Source organism: Palleronia aestuarii (genome assembly GCF_003253995.1).
Taxonomy (GTDB): Bacteria; Pseudomonadota; Alphaproteobacteria; order Rhodobacterales; family Rhodobacteraceae; genus Palleronia; species Palleronia aestuarii.
In genome coordinates this window covers 87078-103628 of the sequence record NZ_QKZL01000008.1, presented here as the reverse complement: position 1 = coordinate 103628, position 16551 = coordinate 87078, and the positions used below count along the sequence as shown (strand labels likewise).

Here is a 16551-nt window from a genome sequence, read left to right as displayed (position 1 = left end):
GATCGTGAGCGGAAAGAGGCCCGCCCCGGTGGCGAATGACGGCAGGTGGAGGGATAAGGGCCCGATGAGCGGCAATCCGGACAACAGGACCCGAAAAGGCCGGCGGAGACAGCACCTGCGGCGGATCCACAGGCGTAGCTGGGGGATCGCGAGCGCGCTCCTCTTCTCGCTCCTACTCTGCATCGCGGTCCTCGCCGTGACTGAACGGCGGATCGCGTTGCCCGAGACGCTGACCGATCGGATCGAGGCGCGCGTCGATGAGGCGCTCGCGCCCGTCGCGGTCTCGATGGGCCGCATCTCCGTCGGGCTCGACCGTCATATCCTGCCGCGTCTCTGGCTCGAGAACGTCGCGATCCGGACCGCGGAGGGCCTGCCTCTCCTAGAGGTCCGCGAGATTGGGGCTGCCTTCGATCCGGCCGCGGCGATCCGGGGTCGCGTGGCGCCGCGCGATCTCGCGGGGGAGGGGGTTACGCTCTCGCTCAGGCGCGATGCCGAGGGCGCGTTCGAATTGCCCTTCGCGCTCGAGGGCGGACCCCGCGATGGCGGGCTCGGGGCGCTTCTCGACACGGTCGACGCGGCCATGGAAGCGGCGCCCTTCGACCGGCTTGAAGCGGTGCGGATCGACGGGGGCACCGTGACGCTCGAGGATGCGCGCGCCGCGCAGGTTTTGCAGGCCGTGGACACGCGGATCGCGCTGGCGCGGACACCGGAGGGGACACGGCTCACCCTCGCCGCGGATCTCTTCGAGGGGAACGACACCGCCTCGCGCGTCGATCTCGCCCTCGCGACGCGCCGAGCGGATAGCGGCGCCACGCTGTCCGCGCGCCTCGACGACGTCACGGCGGAAAGCATCGCGGCGCAGGCTCCGGTTCTCGGCTTCCTTTCCGTCCTCGACGCACCGCTTTCCGGACGCCTGGCGGCGCATCTCGACGCGCAGGGCGCGCTCGCCGATCTCTCGGGGAGCCTCGAAATCGGAGCGGGCGCGATCCAACCGCGCCGGGCGACGCGTCCTATCCCCTTCGAATCTGCGCGGGCCGCGCTCGACTACGACGCCGCGACCGCGCGCCTGACCTTTGCGGAGATCTCGGCGCGCTCCTCGCTCGGTGCGCTGCGGCTCTCGGGGCATGCCGATCTGGGCGATTTCGGAGATACCGGCGTGCCGGCCTCCCTGGTCGGGCAATTCGCGATCGAGGACGTCGCGATCGAAGCGCCAGACCTTTTCGAGAACGCGGTCCGGGCGCAGGACGGGTCGCTCGATATGCGGCTCAGGCTCGATCCGTTCGAGGTCGAGATCGGCGAGCTGGTCCTGCCCGATCCCGAGGGTCGGCGCGAACGGCATCTGCGCGCCTCCGGCCGCATCTCCGCCTCCGCCGAGGGATGGCGCGTGGGCGTCGATCTCGCGACGGAACGGCTCTCCGTGGAGCGCCTGCGCGCGCTCTGGCCGCTGCCAGTCGCGCCGGGACCGCGACGATGGGTGGCGGAGAACCTGAAGGAGGGCCGGATCGACGGGCCGCGTCTTGCGCTGCGCTTCGTGCCCGGCGACGAGAAGCCACGGCTTTCGGCGAGCTTCGCCTTTGCCGAGACGCGCGCGCGGATCCTGCGCACGCTCCCGCCCCTCACCGGCATGGCCGGGTTCGGGTCGATCGGCGAGAACCGCTTCGCGGTCGCTCTCGACGCCGGGGTGGTGACGATGCCGGGCCGCGCCCCGCTCGACCTCGCGGGGACGACGATGACGATCCCAGACACGCGGATCAAGCCGAGCCCTGCGCGGTTCGACCTGCGCACGACCGGATCGCTTCCCGCTCTGCTTGCCGTCCTCGACGCGGACCCCTTCAAGCTCCTCAATCGCGTGGGGCGCGATCCCGATCTTGGTACGGGCGAGGTCACGCTGCGCACGGACCTCGAATTGCCCCTGAAGCCTGGCCTGACGCCCGACGACATCGCCGTCTCGGCCCGTGGCACCGTTCGTGATCTGGCGTCCGACACGGTCGTCGCGGGGCGGGAATTGCGGGCAGAGGAGATGGCGATCACCGCCGATCTGGACCTTATCCGGGCCGAGGGTGCCGCGACCCTCGACGGGGTCGCGTTCGACGGATCGTGGCAGCAGGTCCTGCGCGGCGACGATCGGGGGCAGGGATCGGTCGAGGGGCGAGTCGCGCTGTCGCCCGAGGGACTGGCGAGGTTCGGTGTCGCGCTGCCCGATGGCTACGTGAGCGGTTCGGGGGAGGGCGATCTCTCGCTCGACCTCGCGCCGGATGTGCCGCCGCGCCTGACGCTCACGACCGATCTGCGCGGCGTCGCCCTCCGCATCGCGGCCGTCGACTGGTCGAAGGCGGCGGCGACGCCCGCCTCCCTCACCGTTGGCGGAACGCTGGGCGCGGTACCCGATATCGACACCCTTCGCCTGGAGGCGCCGGGTCTTTCGGCGCAAGGCCGCGTGGAGCTCGGACCGGGTCCGCGGTTCGAGGCGCTGGCGCTCGACCGGGTGGTTCTCGGCTCCTGGCTCGATGCGGGCGTCACGATCAGCGCGCGCGGCCGGGGCGCGGCACCTGCGATCACCGTGCGGGGCGGAGAGATCGACATCCGAACCGCCCGGCTCGGTGCCGGAGGCGGATCGGCGGGCGGCGGCACCCGCGGTCCGGTGGCGCTCCGGCTCGACAGGCTCGTCGTGACCGATACCGTGGCGCTGTCGAACTTCGCGGTCGATCTCGCGCCCGGACGAACCTTGGCGGGCCGTTTCGAGGGCCGGGTGAACGGCGGGCAAACCGTCACCGGCCGGATCGAGGGCGGGCCGCGGGGCGCCACGATCAGCCTCGGCAGCGGCAATGCCGGGGCGCTCCTGCGCGATGCGGGCCTCGTGCGCCGCGTGGAGGGGGGCGCGCTGGCGCTCACCCTCACCCCCACGGGCGATCGGGGCAGCTATGACGGGCGGCTGCGTGTCTCGAACACGCGGCTGCGCGACGCGCCGGCCATCGCCGAGATCCTGTCGGCGGCGAGCGTCGTGGGCCTCGTCGAGCAGCTTCAGGGACAGGGGATCGTTTTCGACGAGGTCGAGGCCGATTTTCGCCTGACCCCCTCGCGGATCACGCTCTACAATTCTTCGGCCACGGGGGCGTCGATGGGGATCTCCATGGATGGCGTCTACGACCCGGTGGCGCGTACCATGGACATGCAGGGCGTGCTCTCGCCCCTCTACGTCGTCAATCGCATCGGTTCGCTCTTCACGCGGAGGGGAGAGGGGCTTTTCGGCGTGACCTTCACGCTCCGCGGGCCGGTGGCGCAACCTGCGGTCGGGGTCAATCCGCTTTCACTCCTCACACCGGGGGCGTTTCGCGACATCTTTCGGCGCGATCCGCCGCGTCGCCCGGCCCGCTGACCCTTCGCCTCGCCTCCGAATGGCGCTAAGCCCCATCCGCGAGACAAGGGGCACGGACCATGAAACTGAGCGAATTCGATTTCGAACTGCCCGACGAGTTCATCGCGACCCGCCCGGCGCGACCCCGGTCGAGCGCGCGGATGCTCGTGGCCCAGGGTGCGGCGATCACCGATGCGCAGGTTTCCGACTTGCCGGACTGGCTACGGCCCGGCGACAGGCTGGTTCTGAACGACACGCGGGTGATCCCGGCCCGCCTCGCCGGAACCCGGACGCGTGACGGTCACGTGGCGAAGGTAGAGGCGACGCTTCTCGAACCCGAGCCCGACGGTAGGTGGACCGCCCTCGTCAAGCATTTGCGAAAGATCGAGGACGGAGAGGAGATCGCGTTCGACGCGGGGCTCCGCGCGCAGCTCTTCCGGCGCGGCGACGGAATGGTGTCGCTACGGTTCAACCTCGAGGGAGAGGCGTTCGACGCCGCGCTGGCGGAGGCCGGGCTGATGCCGCTGCCGCCCTATATCGCCGCTCGCCGGCCCGCCGACGCGCAGGACATGCAGGATTATCAGACGATCTGGGCCAGGCATACGGGCGCGGTGGCCGCGCCGACCGCATCGCTGCATTTCGACGATGCGCTGATGAAGGCCCTCAGGGAGCGGGGCGTCGAGCTGACCTATGTCACGCTCCATGTCGGAGCGGGGACGTTCCTTCCGGTGAAGGTCGACGACATCTTAGAGCACCGGATGCATGCCGAACGCGGCCTCGTGACGGCCGAGGCGGCCGCGGAAATCGCGGCGACGCGGGCGGACGGCGGACGGGTCATCGCGGTGGGCACGACGGCCTTGCGCCTGATCGAGACCGCAGCTCAGAAGACGGGTGCGATCGAGCCTTGGGAGGGCGCGACCGACATCTTCATCACGCCGGGCTTCCGCTTCGCCGTCGCGGACGGGCTCGTCACCAATTTCCATTTGCCGAAATCGACCTTGATGATGCTGGTCTCGGCCTTTCTGGGTGTAGAGGAGATCCGCGCGGTCTACGCCCATGCCATCGCAGGGGCATACCGCTTCTACAGCTACGGCGACGCGTCGCTCCTTCTGCCGCGCGGCGGTAACCCGCGCGCCTGACAAGGCCCCGCACGCGGATTTCCCCGCAATTTGCGTCCGAACGCAGGGATTTTACCGCCCGGTGATCGTAGGAGGCACTTGCCAGCCTGCGCGCCTTGCGTCACGTTCGCTCAACGGGAGCAGGATGGGAGCAGGCAGATGTCCACGCCGGAAGAGGTTCTGGCCTTCTGGATCGACGAGGTCGGTCCCTCCGGATGGTACGATCGCGACGACGCGCTCGATGCCACGATCACGGAGCGGTTCGAGCCGGTCTGGCGCAGGGCGTCGGAGGGAGGGCTTTCGCTGTGGCTGACCTATCCGACGGGCACGTTGGCCTATCTCGTCGTCACGGACCAGTTTCCGCGCAACATGTTCCGTGGCGACGCGAAGGCCTTCGCGCTCGACCCGATCGCGCTCGCGGCGGCGAAGATGGCGATCGCGCGCAATTGGGACACGAGGATAAACGAGCCCGCGCGGCAATTCTTCTATCTTCCGCTGATGCATTCCGAAAACCTGAGCGATCAGGACCGCTCCGTACGTCTTTTTCACAGCCGCATGCCCGAGACGGGGGAGTCGAACCTTCTCCACGCAAAGGCGCATCGCGAGGTCATCCGCGAGTTCGGGCGGTTCCCGTACCGCAACGACGCGCTGGGGCGCAAGACGCAGAAGGCGGAACAGGATTTTATGGATCAGGGCGGCTACGGCGCGACTGTCAAAGCGGTTCGCACGGCGGCCTGAACCGTTCGAGGTTTCGGGAACGGCGCGGCAGCGGGTAAGCGGATCCGATATTCACGTATAACGAGAGCGGGACGACGTCTATCTCGTCCGAGACGTTAGTAGCGGTTCCACGTCACAGCAGTTTGACGGTTGCGACAGGGAATGAACGGCAGGATCCGCTCGGGAGGGCTTGCCGCGCCTCTGGCGTATGACCTAAGTGAATGCCGCGTCCATGCGCATGTATCGGAGGATGCCCATGGGGCGGCTTTACATTATCGACGGCTTTAGGGGCTTCTTCCTCCTCTTCATGGGGATCGTCCATTTCAACGGGATCCTCGGCACGACGATCGGCCGCTACAACCACCATGTCGTGGGCTGGGTCGAGGATGCGCAGGGCTTCGTCTTCATCTCCGGGATGGTCGTGGGCCTCGTCTACGGCAAGAAGTTCCTCAGGTCGGACGATCCCTCCACCGCGACGCGTGCGATCTGGGCGCGGATCCGGACGATCTACTCCCATCATGCCGGGCTGATCTTCATCTTCCTTGCCTCCGCACTGCTTCTCGGCGCGGCGGTTCCGAACGTCCTTGCACCCTACGCGCGAGAGCCGATCGTCTTCACGATGACCAGCCTCGTCTTCACCTCGTCGTCGATGCATATGGGCATCCTGCCCATGTATATCGGGTTCATGGTCTTCGTTCCGCTGGCCTTCCGCTGGCTTCACGAGGGCAAGGACCCCGCCTTCTGGGCACTCGTCGGTGTCTGCTGGCTCGCCGCGCAGACGGCGCTCGCGGGATTTCTCATGAACCTGGCGCAGAACGGCCTGCGGGTGGCCGGCGTGCCCGTCACCTTCGGCATCTACTTCAATCTTCTCGGCTGGCAGGTCCTGTTCTTCGTCGGCCTCTTCTTCGGGTTCCGGATGGCACAGGGGCGGCTGGACCTGTCTGTCCTGTCCGCGCCCGGCTATCGCCTCGCCTTTCTTATCGCCGGTACCGGGATCATCCTGCTCGCGATCTACAAGCTGTCGCTCGGAAACGGCGTATTCCCCGCCGATTTCTTCACCAGAGACCTCGTGCGGAATCTGAACGAGCGCTCCACGCTCTCGACGATCTATGTCGCGGCCTTCGCGCTCGATGCCTTCGTTATTGTCTGGCTTCTCAACGCGGGCGTGACCGATCGTGCCGCCTGGGTCAGGGGGCTTTCCGGCGCGATCCGCTGGCTCTTCTCCCGTCCTGCGCTGGTGTTTCTCGGACAGCATTCACTCCATGTCTTCTCGTTCCACCTGCTCGTCTTCTACGCGATGGGGATCCTCGTGGAGCATACGGACATGACGGAATTTGTCCGCTCCCTCGTGCTCGTCGCCGCGACGGCGTCGCTCTGGCTCGCGGCGTGGGCACATGCGCGGATGCAGTCGCGCGGCGCGGTGTCGCAGGAGCCGCGGGCGGGGTCGCGGACCGTTCCTGCCAAGGCTGCGACCACCACCAAGCGCTAGGCGATCGCGTTTGGCATTCCCCGCACCGGCGTCTATACGAGAGCCTTCCCGGAATCGACGGAAGGCGGGGTCATGCCGGAACAGAAGTTCATCGAAATCCGCGGGGCGCGGGAGCATAACCTCAAGGGCATAGACGTCGACATTCCGCGCGACCAGTTGGTCGTGATTACGGGCCTCTCGGGTTCGGGAAAGTCGTCTCTCGCCTTCGATACGATATATGCCGAGGGCCAGCGCCGCTATGTGGAATCGCTCTCGGCCTATGCCCGTCAGTTCCTCGACATGATGCAGAAGCCCGACGTGGATCACATCTCGGGCCTTTCCCCTGCGATTTCCATCGAGCAGAAGACCACCTCGAAGAACCCGCGCTCCACGGTCGGCACCGTGACGGAGATCTACGACTATCTCCGCCTCCTCTTCGCCCGGGTCGGCACGCCTTATTCTCCCGCGACCGGGCTGCCCATCGAGGCGCAGCAGGTGCAGGACATGGTCGACCGGGTCATGGCGATGGAGGAGGGGACGCGCGGCTATCTCCTCGCGCCCATCATTCGCGACCGGAAGGGCGAGTACCGCAAGGAGTTCCTGGAGCTTCGCAAGCAGGGATTCCAGCGGGTGAAGGTCGACGGGCAGTTCCACGAACTCGACCAGCCGCCTACGCTCGACAAGAAGTTCCGCCACGACATCGACGTGGTGGTTGACCGGATCGTCGTGCGCGAAGGGGTGGAGACGCGTCTCGCCGACTCGTTCCGCACCGCGCTCGACCTCGCCGACGGGATCGCCATCCTCGAGACGGCGCCGAAGGAGGGGGAGCCCGAGCGGATCACGTTCTCGGAGAATTTCGCCTGCCCCGTTTCCGGCTTCACCATTCCGGAGATCGAGCCGAGGCTCTTTTCGTTCAACGCGCCCTTTGGGGCCTGCCCGGTCTGCGACGGGCTGGGTGTGGAACTCTTCTTCGACGAACGTCTCGTGGTGCCGGACCAGAACCTGAAGCTCGGCGACGGGGCGCTCGCGCCGTGGCGGAAGGGCAAGTCGCCCTATTTCACCCAGACGATCGAGGCGATCGCAAAGCATTACGGCTTTCCGGCCTCCGCCCGCTGGAAGGATGTTCCCGAGACCGCGCAGCAGGTCTTCCTTCACGGATCGGGCAAGGAAGAGATCGCCTTCCGCTACGACGAGGGGGGGCGGGTCTACAACGTTTCGCGTCCTTTCGAGGGGGTAATCCCCAACATGGAACGGCGTTACCGGGAGACGGATTCAGCCTGGATCCGCGAAGAATTCGAACGCTACCAGAACAACCGCCCCTGCGGCGCCTGCGACGGCTACCGCCTTCGCCCCGAAGCGCTAGCGGTGAAGATCGCGGGCCTCCACGTCGGCCAGGTAGTGCAGATGTCGATCCGCGAAGCCGCCGATTGGTGCGAGACCGTGCCCGCATCGCTCAGCCGGCAGAAGAACGAGATCGCCCGCGCGATCCTGAAGGAGATCCGGGAGCGCCTAGGCTTCCTCAACAATGTGGGCCTTGAATATCTTACGCTATCCCGCAATGCCGGAACGCTCTCGGGCGGCGAAAGCCAGCGGATCCGACTCGCGTCGCAAATCGGGTCGGGTCTGACCGGCGTGCTCTACGTGCTCGACGAACCGTCCATCGGCCTGCATCAGCGCGATAACGACCGCCTCCTCACGACGCTGAAGAACCTGCGCGACCAGGGCAATACCGTGATCGTGGTGGAACACGATGAGGAGGCGATACGGGAAGCCGATTACGTCTTCGATTTCGGCCCCGGCGCGGGCGTCCATGGCGGCGCGGTCGTGGCACACGGAACGCCCGAAGAGATCATGGACCAGCCGCAGAGCCTGACCGGCGATTACCTCGCCGGGAGACGGGAGATCGCAGTGCCTGCGACGCGGCGCAAGGGCACCAAGAAGAAGATCACCGTGGTAAAAGCCACCGGCAACAATCTCAACGGGCTCACCGTCGATTTTCCGTTGGGCAAGTTCGTCTGCGTGACAGGCGTTTCCGGAGGAGGAAAGTCGACGCTCACGATCGAGACGCTCTTCAAGACCGCCTCCATGCGGCTCAACGGCGCGCGGCAGACGCCCGCGCCTTGCGAAACGATCAAGGGGCTCGAACATCTCGATAAGGTCATCGACATCGACCAGCGTCCGATCGGACGCACGCCGCGCTCGAACCCAGCGACCTATACCGGGGCCTTCACACCGATCCGCGACTGGTTCGCCGGGCTGCCGGAGGCGAAGGCGCGAGGCTACAAGCCGGGACGGTTCAGTTTCAACGTGAAGGGCGGCCGGTGCGAGGCCTGCGAGGGCGATGGCGTCATCAAGATCGAGATGCACTTTCTGCCGGACGTCTACGTCACCTGCGAGACCTGCGGCGGGGCACGCTACAACCGCGAAACTTTGGAAATTCGGTTTAAGGGCAAGAGCATCGCCGAAGTTCTTGATATGACGGTCGAGGATGCGCAGGGTTTCTTCAAGGCGGTTCCGTCGATACGGGAGAAGATGGATGCGCTCGTTCGCGTGGGCCTGGGGTATATCCGAGTGGGTCAGCAGGCGACGACGCTCTCGGGCGGGGAAGCGCAGCGCGTGAAACTGTCTAAGGAACTCGCGAAGCGTTCCACGGGCCGGACGCTCTACATCCTCGATGAACCGACGACGGGGCTGCACTTCGAGGATGTCAGGAAGCTGCTTGAGGTGCTGCACGAGCTCGTCGAACAGGGCAATTCCGTGGTGGTGATCGAACACAACCTGGATGTCATTAAGACCGCCGACTGGCTCATCGATATCGGGCCGGAAGGCGGCGACGGCGGCGGCCGCGTCGTCGCGACGGGTTCACCCGAGGCAGTCGCCGAAGTCGCCGAAAGCCACACCGGTCGATATCTCAAGCCGATGCTGGATGCCCGCAAGGTCGCGGCGGAATGATCCGCCGCACCTTTTCACGGCCGGTCAGGTGGGACGCCGCCTGAACGATTGGGCGAGCGGGGTCGCTTCGATCAGGCTCAGGATCGCAGTGCAGAAAATCATCACGCCGAGCATCTCGAATGTTTCTTCCAGCGTCGTGGCGATGGCGTAGGCGACGGTGTAGCGCCCGATCCCGTCGAAAATAAAGCTGCCAACCATCTCCATCCCGATGGCACCGAAGACGAAGACAGCACCGGAGACCAAGATCAGGTTTCGCTGATATGCGGGGAGCGACAGCACCATCCTCAAATAGATCCCCGCGATCCCGAGTACGCCGATCATGCCGGGGATGACCCAGGCGAAATAGAGCGCTCCGCTCGCGCCGGTGAGTTGCCGAATCGGCGGCCCCAACTTCTCATGTACCTGAGCAGCCTCGTCATAGGCCATGAAGAGAAGAATTGCGCCAAGTGCGACCCAGTAGAAACGCCACCGCTCACCCGTCATGACCTTGAAGAATGCCAGGACGCTGGTCAGTAGGCTTGCCATTGCAAGGAGGCTGAAAGCGAAGAGCGTCGCGATGTTCGTTTCCTGATCGACCCAGAATGCCTTGTGCAGCAACGCAGTCGCATGCGTACCGACCTCGCGATGGATTACGAGCGTCGTGGTCGAGGCAATCATCACGAGTGCGATCAGACAGGTAGTGACGCCGGCAAACTGAAGATGTACCGGCGCGCTGCGATACCAAGCGATGGCGGAGAATCCTTTCGAAGGTGAACGGTCGGGGGAAAAGGCGGTATTGGTCATGAGCGAACAAAGCTCCGGGCAATCGTTATAAAAGGTTTGCATTAATTTCACATGTGAGCGTTCTCGGTCAACCCTATGTATAGACTGACGAAACGTCGTCGCCTGCCGTTCAGACGTCGAGTTCGATCCAGACAGGTACATGGTCGGACGGCTTTTCCCGACCGCGGATGTCCTTCTCCACCCATGCCGATCGCGCCAGGTCGGCTGCCTGAGGGGTGAGGAGGTGGTGATCGATCCGGATGCCGAGATCGCGATCCCAAGCGCCGGCCTGATAATCCCAGAACGTATAGAGGCCCGGCCTCTGCGTTTCCGCCCGGAGGGCGTCGGTGAACCCAAGCGCGAGGAGCCTTCGGAAGGCCGCACGGCTTTGCGGCAACGCAAGCGCGTCTTCGCGCCATGCCTCTGGGCGAGCGGCGTCTTCGTCTTGCGGTATTACGTTGTAGTCGCCCGAAAAGACGGCCGGCTCCTCGAGCCGGAGCACGTCCCTCATTCTGACCTCCAACCGGTCGAGCCAGGCAAGCTTGTACTCGTATTTCGGCCCCGGCGCGGGATTGCCGTTCGGCAGATAAATGCCGCAGACGCGTACGGAGCGCGTACCCGTCACCGTCGCCTCGATATAGCGCGCCTGCGCGTCGTCCTCGTCGCCGGGAAGCCCCCTGACCACGTCCTCGAGCGGAAGCTTCGACAGGATCGCGACCCCGTTGAACCCCTTCTGACCATGGGTCTCGACGGTGTAGCCTAGATCCTCGAGCTGCTCCCTGGGGAAGGTCTCGTCCGTCGACTTTATCTCCTGCAGGAGCGCCACGTCGGGCGCGGCGTCACGCAGCCAGCCGCACAGCGTGTCGAGGCGCGCCTTGACCCCATTGATGTTGAATGTCGCGATCTTCATCCGTCGCACCTCCGAACCGCCCTTCTGTCGCAGGTGCAGGGGGCTTACAAGCATCGCGGAGCCATATGTACGCCGCCAGGTCCTTCATTCATCTCACGCTGGCAAAGGGTGTCATACCGTCCTCGCAGCAAGTCCGAACGACTTGGATAAAGCAGGGCTGGCTAGAGCGAGAAAGAGGTCCCGCAGCCGCAGGAGGAGGTGGCGTTCGGGTTGTCGATCACGAAGCGCGCCCCGATCAGTTCTTCGCTGAAATCGATCACGGCGCCCGCGAGGAACGGGAGTGACACGCTATCGACTAACACTTTCTCTCCGTTCTTCTCGAGCACGAGATCGTCCTCCGCCGGAGCGTCGAGCTTGATCTCGTACTGGAAGCCAGAGCAACCGCCGCCCTCGACGGCGACGCGCAGGGCCTGGCCATCGGCAGCTGCCCCGATCTCCGCGAGGCGGTCGAAGGCGCGATCGGTGACTTTCGGAGGCAGGTTCATCTTGTGTTCCACATGCGGCCCGGATGCGATCGGAATATAAGGAGGGGTGTTGGCATCAACAAGGTGGGTGAAGCATGCAGGCGCGTTTCGCGGCGCGGCCCGAGGAAAGTCGCGGCCGCCTCTATCCCGAGGAAGAGAGTACCTTCCGTTCGTGTTTCCAGCGCGATCGCGACCGGATCATCCATGCCTCCGCTTTCCGGAGACTGAAACACAAGACGCAGGTCTTCATCGAGCACGAAGGCGACTACTTCCGCACGCGTCTCACCCATTCGATCGAAGTCGCGCAGGTCGCGCGCACGATCGCCGGCGTCCTGGGCCTCAATTCGGAGCTGACCGAGGCCGTGGCGCTCGCCCATGACCTGGGCCATCCACCCTTCGGCCATACCGGGGAGGAGGCGCTCTCGGCCCTGATGGCGCCGCATGGTGGGTTCGATCACAACGCGCAGGCGATCCGCATCGTGACCTCGCTCGAGCGGCATTACGCGGAATTCGACGGGCTCAATCTCACTTGGGAAACGCTCGAGGGGATCGCGAAGCATAACGGTCCCGTAGACGCGCCCGTACCCTATGCGCTCGCAGAGTACGACGCCCGGCACGATCTGGAGCTTTCCACCTTCGCGAGCGCGGAGGCGCAGGTCGCGGCGCTCGCCGACGACGTGGCCTACAACCATCACGATTTGCATGACGGCCTGCGGGCCGAACTCTTCTCCACCGATGAGCTGGCGGACCTGCCGCTCCTCGACGGTTGCTTCGCGGAGGTGGATCGGATCTATCCCGACTTGAACTATTATCGCCGTCGGCACGAGGCGCTGCGCCGCTTCTTCGGCGTGCTTGTCGAGGACGTCATCGCGGAGGCGCGGATCCGGCTTGCGGCGCTCGATCCGATCTCGTCGGAAGAGGTACGGCATGCGGGACGGGGGATCATCCGGTTTTCGGATCCGGTCTGGCGCGACCTGCAGGTGATCCGTCGCTTTCTGTTCGAGCGGATGTACCGCGCACCGGGCGTGGTCGCGATGCGGCGCGAGGTGACGGAGGTCGTCCACGACCTCTTCCCGCTCTTCATGGAGCGGACCGACCTGCTGCCGAAACAATGGCGAAAGGACGTGGAGGAGGCCGAGGGCGAGACCGCGCTTGCCCGGATCGTCGCCGACTACATCGCCGGCATGACCGATCGCTTCGCGCTGCAGGAGCACGGACGGCTTTGCCACGGATCGGGGCCGTTCGTACCGAGGTAAGTGCGCGTCAGGCGCCGAGGATCAGCCCCTCGTCGGGCCGCAATTCGCCATCGGCCGCGAAATCCCCATGCGTCGAGACGAGCGGTGTGCCGTTGCAGGGCAGGGGTTGCGGTCGATCGGTAAAATTGAGTGCCACGTTGATCGTTCGGTCGCCGTGGCGCCGGGCATAGGCGAGGACGCCCGCATCCGCATGCAGCCGCGTATAGCCGCCGATGGTCAGGGCGGGCTCCGAACGCCGCATCGCGATGAGCCCGCGCTGGAACGTCAGCATCGATCCCGGATCGTTCGCCTGAACGGTCACCGGCGTCGTGGAGGACAGGGGAAGCCAGGGCGTGCCGGTGGTGAAGCCCGTCCCGGGACCGTCGTCCCAGGGGATGGGCACGCGGACCGGATCGCGGCCGAGCCCGGTTCCGGGATTGTTGATTGCCCAGGGGTCCTGGAGCATGTCTTCGGGTATCATCTCGTTCACCATGCCGAGCTCGTCGCCCTGGAAGATCGTGGGCGTGCCGCGCAACGTGAGAAGGAGCATTGCGGCCACGCGGGCCTGCGCCGCGCCGACGCGGGTGGCGATACGGTTGCGGTCGTGATTGCCGAGGACCCAGTTGGGCCAGGCCCCTTCCGGTAGCGCCGCTTCGTAGATGTCGATGTAATCGGCGATCGCGCTCGGATCCCAGGGTGCCTCGATCAGTTTGAAGTTGAACGGCAGTTGAAACCCGTCGAGGGCCGTGCCGTAATACATCATCACCTCGTCGAGCTCTCCGTAAGCCTCCCCGATGAGGAGACGGCCGCCGTATTCCTCGGCCACGGCGCGCATCTCCCGCACGATCTTCAGACCTTCGGGTTGGTGGGACGAATAGGTGCGATGAAGCGACTGCGCCGGCCCGTCCTCGAACTTCCAGTCCTTGCGAGGCGGATTGTCGCGGAGCTGGTCGTCGGGCGTCAGGTGTTCGGCCGCATCGACGCGGAACCCGTCGACGCCGCGTTCGAACCAGATGCGCATCGCATCGTACATCGCAGCCCGGACCTCCGGATTGCGCCAGTTCAGCGCCGGCTGCCCGCGCGCATAGATGTGGAGGTAATACTGCCCCGTCGCCTCGTTGAGCGTCCAGGCCGGACCTCCGAACTCGCTGAGCCAGTTGTTGGGCGGCCGGCCGTCCGCGCGCGGGTCGCGCCAGATGTACCAGTCCCGCTTCGGATCGTCGCGGGAAGACCGCGCAGCCTGGAACCAGGGATGCCGGTCCGACGAATGCGAGGGCACGAAGTCGAGAAGCAGCTTGAGCCCGTGATCGTGGACCGCCTGAACCAGCGTCTCGAAATCAGCGAGCGTTCCGAAGATCGGTTCGATGCCCGTGTAATCGCTGATATCGTAGCCCGCGTCCTTCATCGGCGACGGATAGATGGGCGAGATCCAGATCGCGTCGACCCCGAGATCGGCGACATGGCCCAGTCGTTTGCGGATCCCGTTCAGGTCGCCGATGCCGTTGCCGGTCGTGTCCTGAAACGATCTGGGATAGATCTGGTAGACGATCCCCCGCTTCCACCAGACGAAGCCCTTGTCATCCATCGCGCTCGCCTCATCCTTGCAGCCACCGGTCGAGGGCTAGCGAACGCCGGGGAACGCTGCAAGGCATAGCAGGCTTGCGCCGTTGACGTGGATTGGCGATGCTGCAGCGCCAAAAATGAAGGAAGACCGGATGGCCGTCGAAACCGTGGAAGGCGCGCTTTCTCCCGTCGCGGCAATCGCGATCGTGGGCGCGCTCGGGGTGGGAAGCCAGTGGCTGGCCTGGGCACTCCGGATGCCGGCCATCGTCCTGATGCTCGCCGCCGGCGTGATCGCGGGCCCGGTCCTGGGGGTCTTCGATCCGGCGCGCGATATCGGTCCGCTCTATTCCTCGCTCGTCGCGATCGCGGTCGCGATCATCCTCTTCGAGGGCGGTCTGACGCTCAATTTCCATACGCTGCGCGACGCGGCCGAGGGGGTCAAGCGACTGGTCTTCATCGGCGCGCCGCTCGGCTGGCTGCTCAGCACGCTGGCGCTGCGCTATGGCGCGGGGACGAGCTGGGAATCGGCGGCGGTGTTCGGCGGGATCATGATCGTGACCGGCCCTACGGTCATCGCGCCGCTGCTGCGATCCGCCCGGCTAAGCCGCAGGCCCGCGGCGCTTCTCCAATGGGAGGCGATCCTCAACGACCCCGTCGGCGCCATCGCGGCCGTGCTGGCCTTCGAGGTCGTGCTCGTGATGCGCACGGCGGAGCGGGTCGGGGAGGCCGTCTGGTCGCTCGCCTTCGGCATCGCCTTCTCCGTCGCTGTGGGCGCGGCTGCCGGTTACGGACTCTGCTGGGCCTTCCGCCGCGCCAAGGTGCCGGAATACATGAAGGTCCCGGTCCTTTTCGTGGTTCTCCTCGCGGTCTTTGCGCTTTCGAACGCGGTCTTGCACGAATCCGGCCTCGTTGCCGTCACCCTGATGGGGGTCGTCATCGCCAACGCGAATCTCGCCTCCTACGAGGAGTTGCGCCGGTTCAAGGAGCACGCCACGATCCTCCTTGTCTCGGGTGTCTTCATCCTGCTCGCCGCGAGCCTCGATTTCGGCGCGCTCGCGCAGCTCGACTGGCGCGCGGCGGTCTTCGTCCTCGTCGTTCTCTCAGTTGCCCGTCCGGTCACCGTCTTCGTCGCGCTCGCCTTCACCAAGCTGCCGATGAAGGAGAAGATCCTCGTCGCCACGACCGGGCCGCGGGGCGTCGTTCTCGTGGCGGTAGCGGGCCTTTTCGGGGAGCGGCTCGTTTCCCTGGGGATCGACGACGGGGCCATCATCGGTCCCCTGGCCTTCATCCTGGTCGCGGCGTCCGTCGTCGTCCACGGCTTCACGCTCAAACCCGTGGCGCGGCTGCTGGGCCTCACTGCGTCGGAAACGCCGGGCGTGATCCTTGTCGGTGGCTCCTACTGGACCACGGGCCTCGCGGAAGCCTTGCGGAAGGCGGACGTGCCCGTGCTCGTGACCGATCCCAACCGCGGCCACCTGCGCCGGGCACGGGAAGCGGGGATCGATACCTTCTTCGGCGACATCCTGAGCGAGGCGGCGGAGATGCGCATCGAGCTCGCGGGCTACAAGACCGTGGTCGCGGCGACCGACAACGACGCCTACAACACGCTCGTCGCCACCGATCTGGGGCCGAGCTTCGGCCGCGAGAACGTTTACCAGGTCACGCGCGAGAAGGCGGCCTATGCGCGCCACGCGCTGCCCTCAACGCTGGGCGGGAGGAAGTTCGCGGACGAGGCGACCTACAACGAGCTCAACCGTCTGATGTGGGAGGACTGGACCTTCCGCCTGACCGGCCTGTCCGAGGAGTACGGGATCGAGGAATGGCGTGCGGAGCGCCCGGAGGCGAAGCTGCTCGCCTGGATCGACACCGAAGGCGAGATCTTCTTCATCAGCGAGGACGATGACGTGACCCCCGCGCCCGGCGTCAAGCTGCTCTCCATGCTGCCGCCCGGCGAGGCGGACCGGTCGGAAGCCGCCTGAGACCCGCGGCGCGCGTCGTTGACGCGGC

Annotated in this window: 11 protein-coding genes; 7 read left to right on the top strand and 4 right to left on the bottom strand. The window is 65.9% G+C overall.

The window, feature by feature from the left end:
- Positions 1-64 precede the first annotated feature (64 nt).
- The 5 genes from LX81_RS11325 to uvrA all read left to right on the top strand — a co-directional run bounded on the left by LX81_RS11325 (position 65) and on the right by uvrA (position 9610).
- Positions 65-3376: an AsmA-like C-terminal region-containing protein gene (locus LX81_RS11325; protein WP_111537432.1), complete on the top strand. Its 3312-nt coding sequence runs from the start codon at positions 65-67 to the stop codon at positions 3374-3376.
- A gap of 59 nt (positions 3377-3435) precedes the next feature.
- The gene (gene queA / locus LX81_RS11320; protein ID WP_111537431.1) at positions 3436-4494 is read left to right on the top strand and encodes a tRNA preQ1(34) S-adenosylmethionine ribosyltransferase-isomerase QueA; all 1059 of its coding nucleotides are present in this window, start codon (positions 3436-3438) and stop codon (positions 4492-4494) included.
- A 138-nt stretch (positions 4495-4632) separates the two neighbouring features.
- Complete coding sequence (locus LX81_RS11315) at positions 4633-5211, top strand: DUF924 family protein (RefSeq protein WP_111537430.1); 579 nt, start codon at positions 4633-4635, stop codon at positions 5209-5211.
- 235 nt (positions 5212-5446) lie between these two features.
- Positions 5447-6679: an OpgC domain-containing protein gene (opgC, locus tag LX81_RS11310; protein ID WP_170133922.1), complete on the top strand. Its 1233-nt coding sequence runs from the start codon at positions 5447-5449 to the stop codon at positions 6677-6679.
- Positions 6680-6751: 72 nt separating this feature from the next.
- Complete coding sequence (gene uvrA / locus LX81_RS11305; RefSeq protein ID WP_111537428.1) at positions 6752-9610, top strand: excinuclease ABC subunit UvrA; 2859 nt, start codon at positions 6752-6754, stop codon at positions 9608-9610.
- A gap of 24 nt (positions 9611-9634) precedes the next feature.
- Here uvrA and LX81_RS11300 read toward each other — a convergent pair whose 3' ends face one another.
- The 3 genes from LX81_RS11300 to LX81_RS11290 all read right to left on the bottom strand — a co-directional run bounded on the left by LX81_RS11300 (position 9635) and on the right by LX81_RS11290 (position 11767).
- Positions 9635-10393, bottom strand: a complete 759-nt coding sequence (locus tag LX81_RS11300) for a DUF8692 domain-containing protein (RefSeq protein WP_111537427.1) — start codon at positions 10391-10393, stop codon at positions 9635-9637.
- A gap of 109 nt (positions 10394-10502) precedes the next feature.
- A complete protein-coding gene (xth, locus tag LX81_RS11295) occupies positions 10503-11282 on the bottom strand; it encodes an exodeoxyribonuclease III (RefSeq protein WP_111537426.1) in 780 nt (259 codons plus the stop codon).
- A 161-nt stretch (positions 11283-11443) separates the two neighbouring features.
- Positions 11444-11767, bottom strand: coding sequence for a HesB/IscA family protein (locus tag LX81_RS11290; RefSeq protein WP_111537425.1), 324 nt, complete (start codon positions 11765-11767; stop codon positions 11444-11446).
- A 74-nt stretch (positions 11768-11841) separates the two neighbouring features.
- On the opposite strand from LX81_RS11290, the gene LX81_RS11285 reads away from it, so the two are divergent.
- Positions 11842-13002 (top strand): deoxyguanosinetriphosphate triphosphohydrolase, encoded by a 1161-nt coding sequence (locus LX81_RS11285; RefSeq protein ID WP_111537424.1) that lies wholly within the window; start codon positions 11842-11844, stop codon positions 13000-13002.
- Positions 13003-13009: 7 nt separating this feature from the next.
- Here the strand turns inward: LX81_RS11285 and LX81_RS11280 are convergent, their stop codons facing one another.
- On the bottom strand, positions 13010-14566 hold the full coding sequence (locus LX81_RS11280) for an alpha-amylase family glycosyl hydrolase (protein ID WP_111537423.1): 1557 nt from the start codon (positions 14564-14566) through the stop codon (positions 13010-13012).
- Positions 14567-14696: 130 nt separating this feature from the next.
- Between LX81_RS11280 and LX81_RS11275 the strand changes: the two genes are divergently transcribed.
- Positions 14697-16523 carry a cation:proton antiporter gene (locus tag LX81_RS11275; RefSeq protein WP_111537422.1) on the top strand — a complete coding sequence of 609 codons (1827 nt, stop codon included), beginning with the start codon at positions 14697-14699 and terminating at the stop codon, positions 16521-16523.
- Positions 16524-16551: the final 28 nt, after the last annotated feature.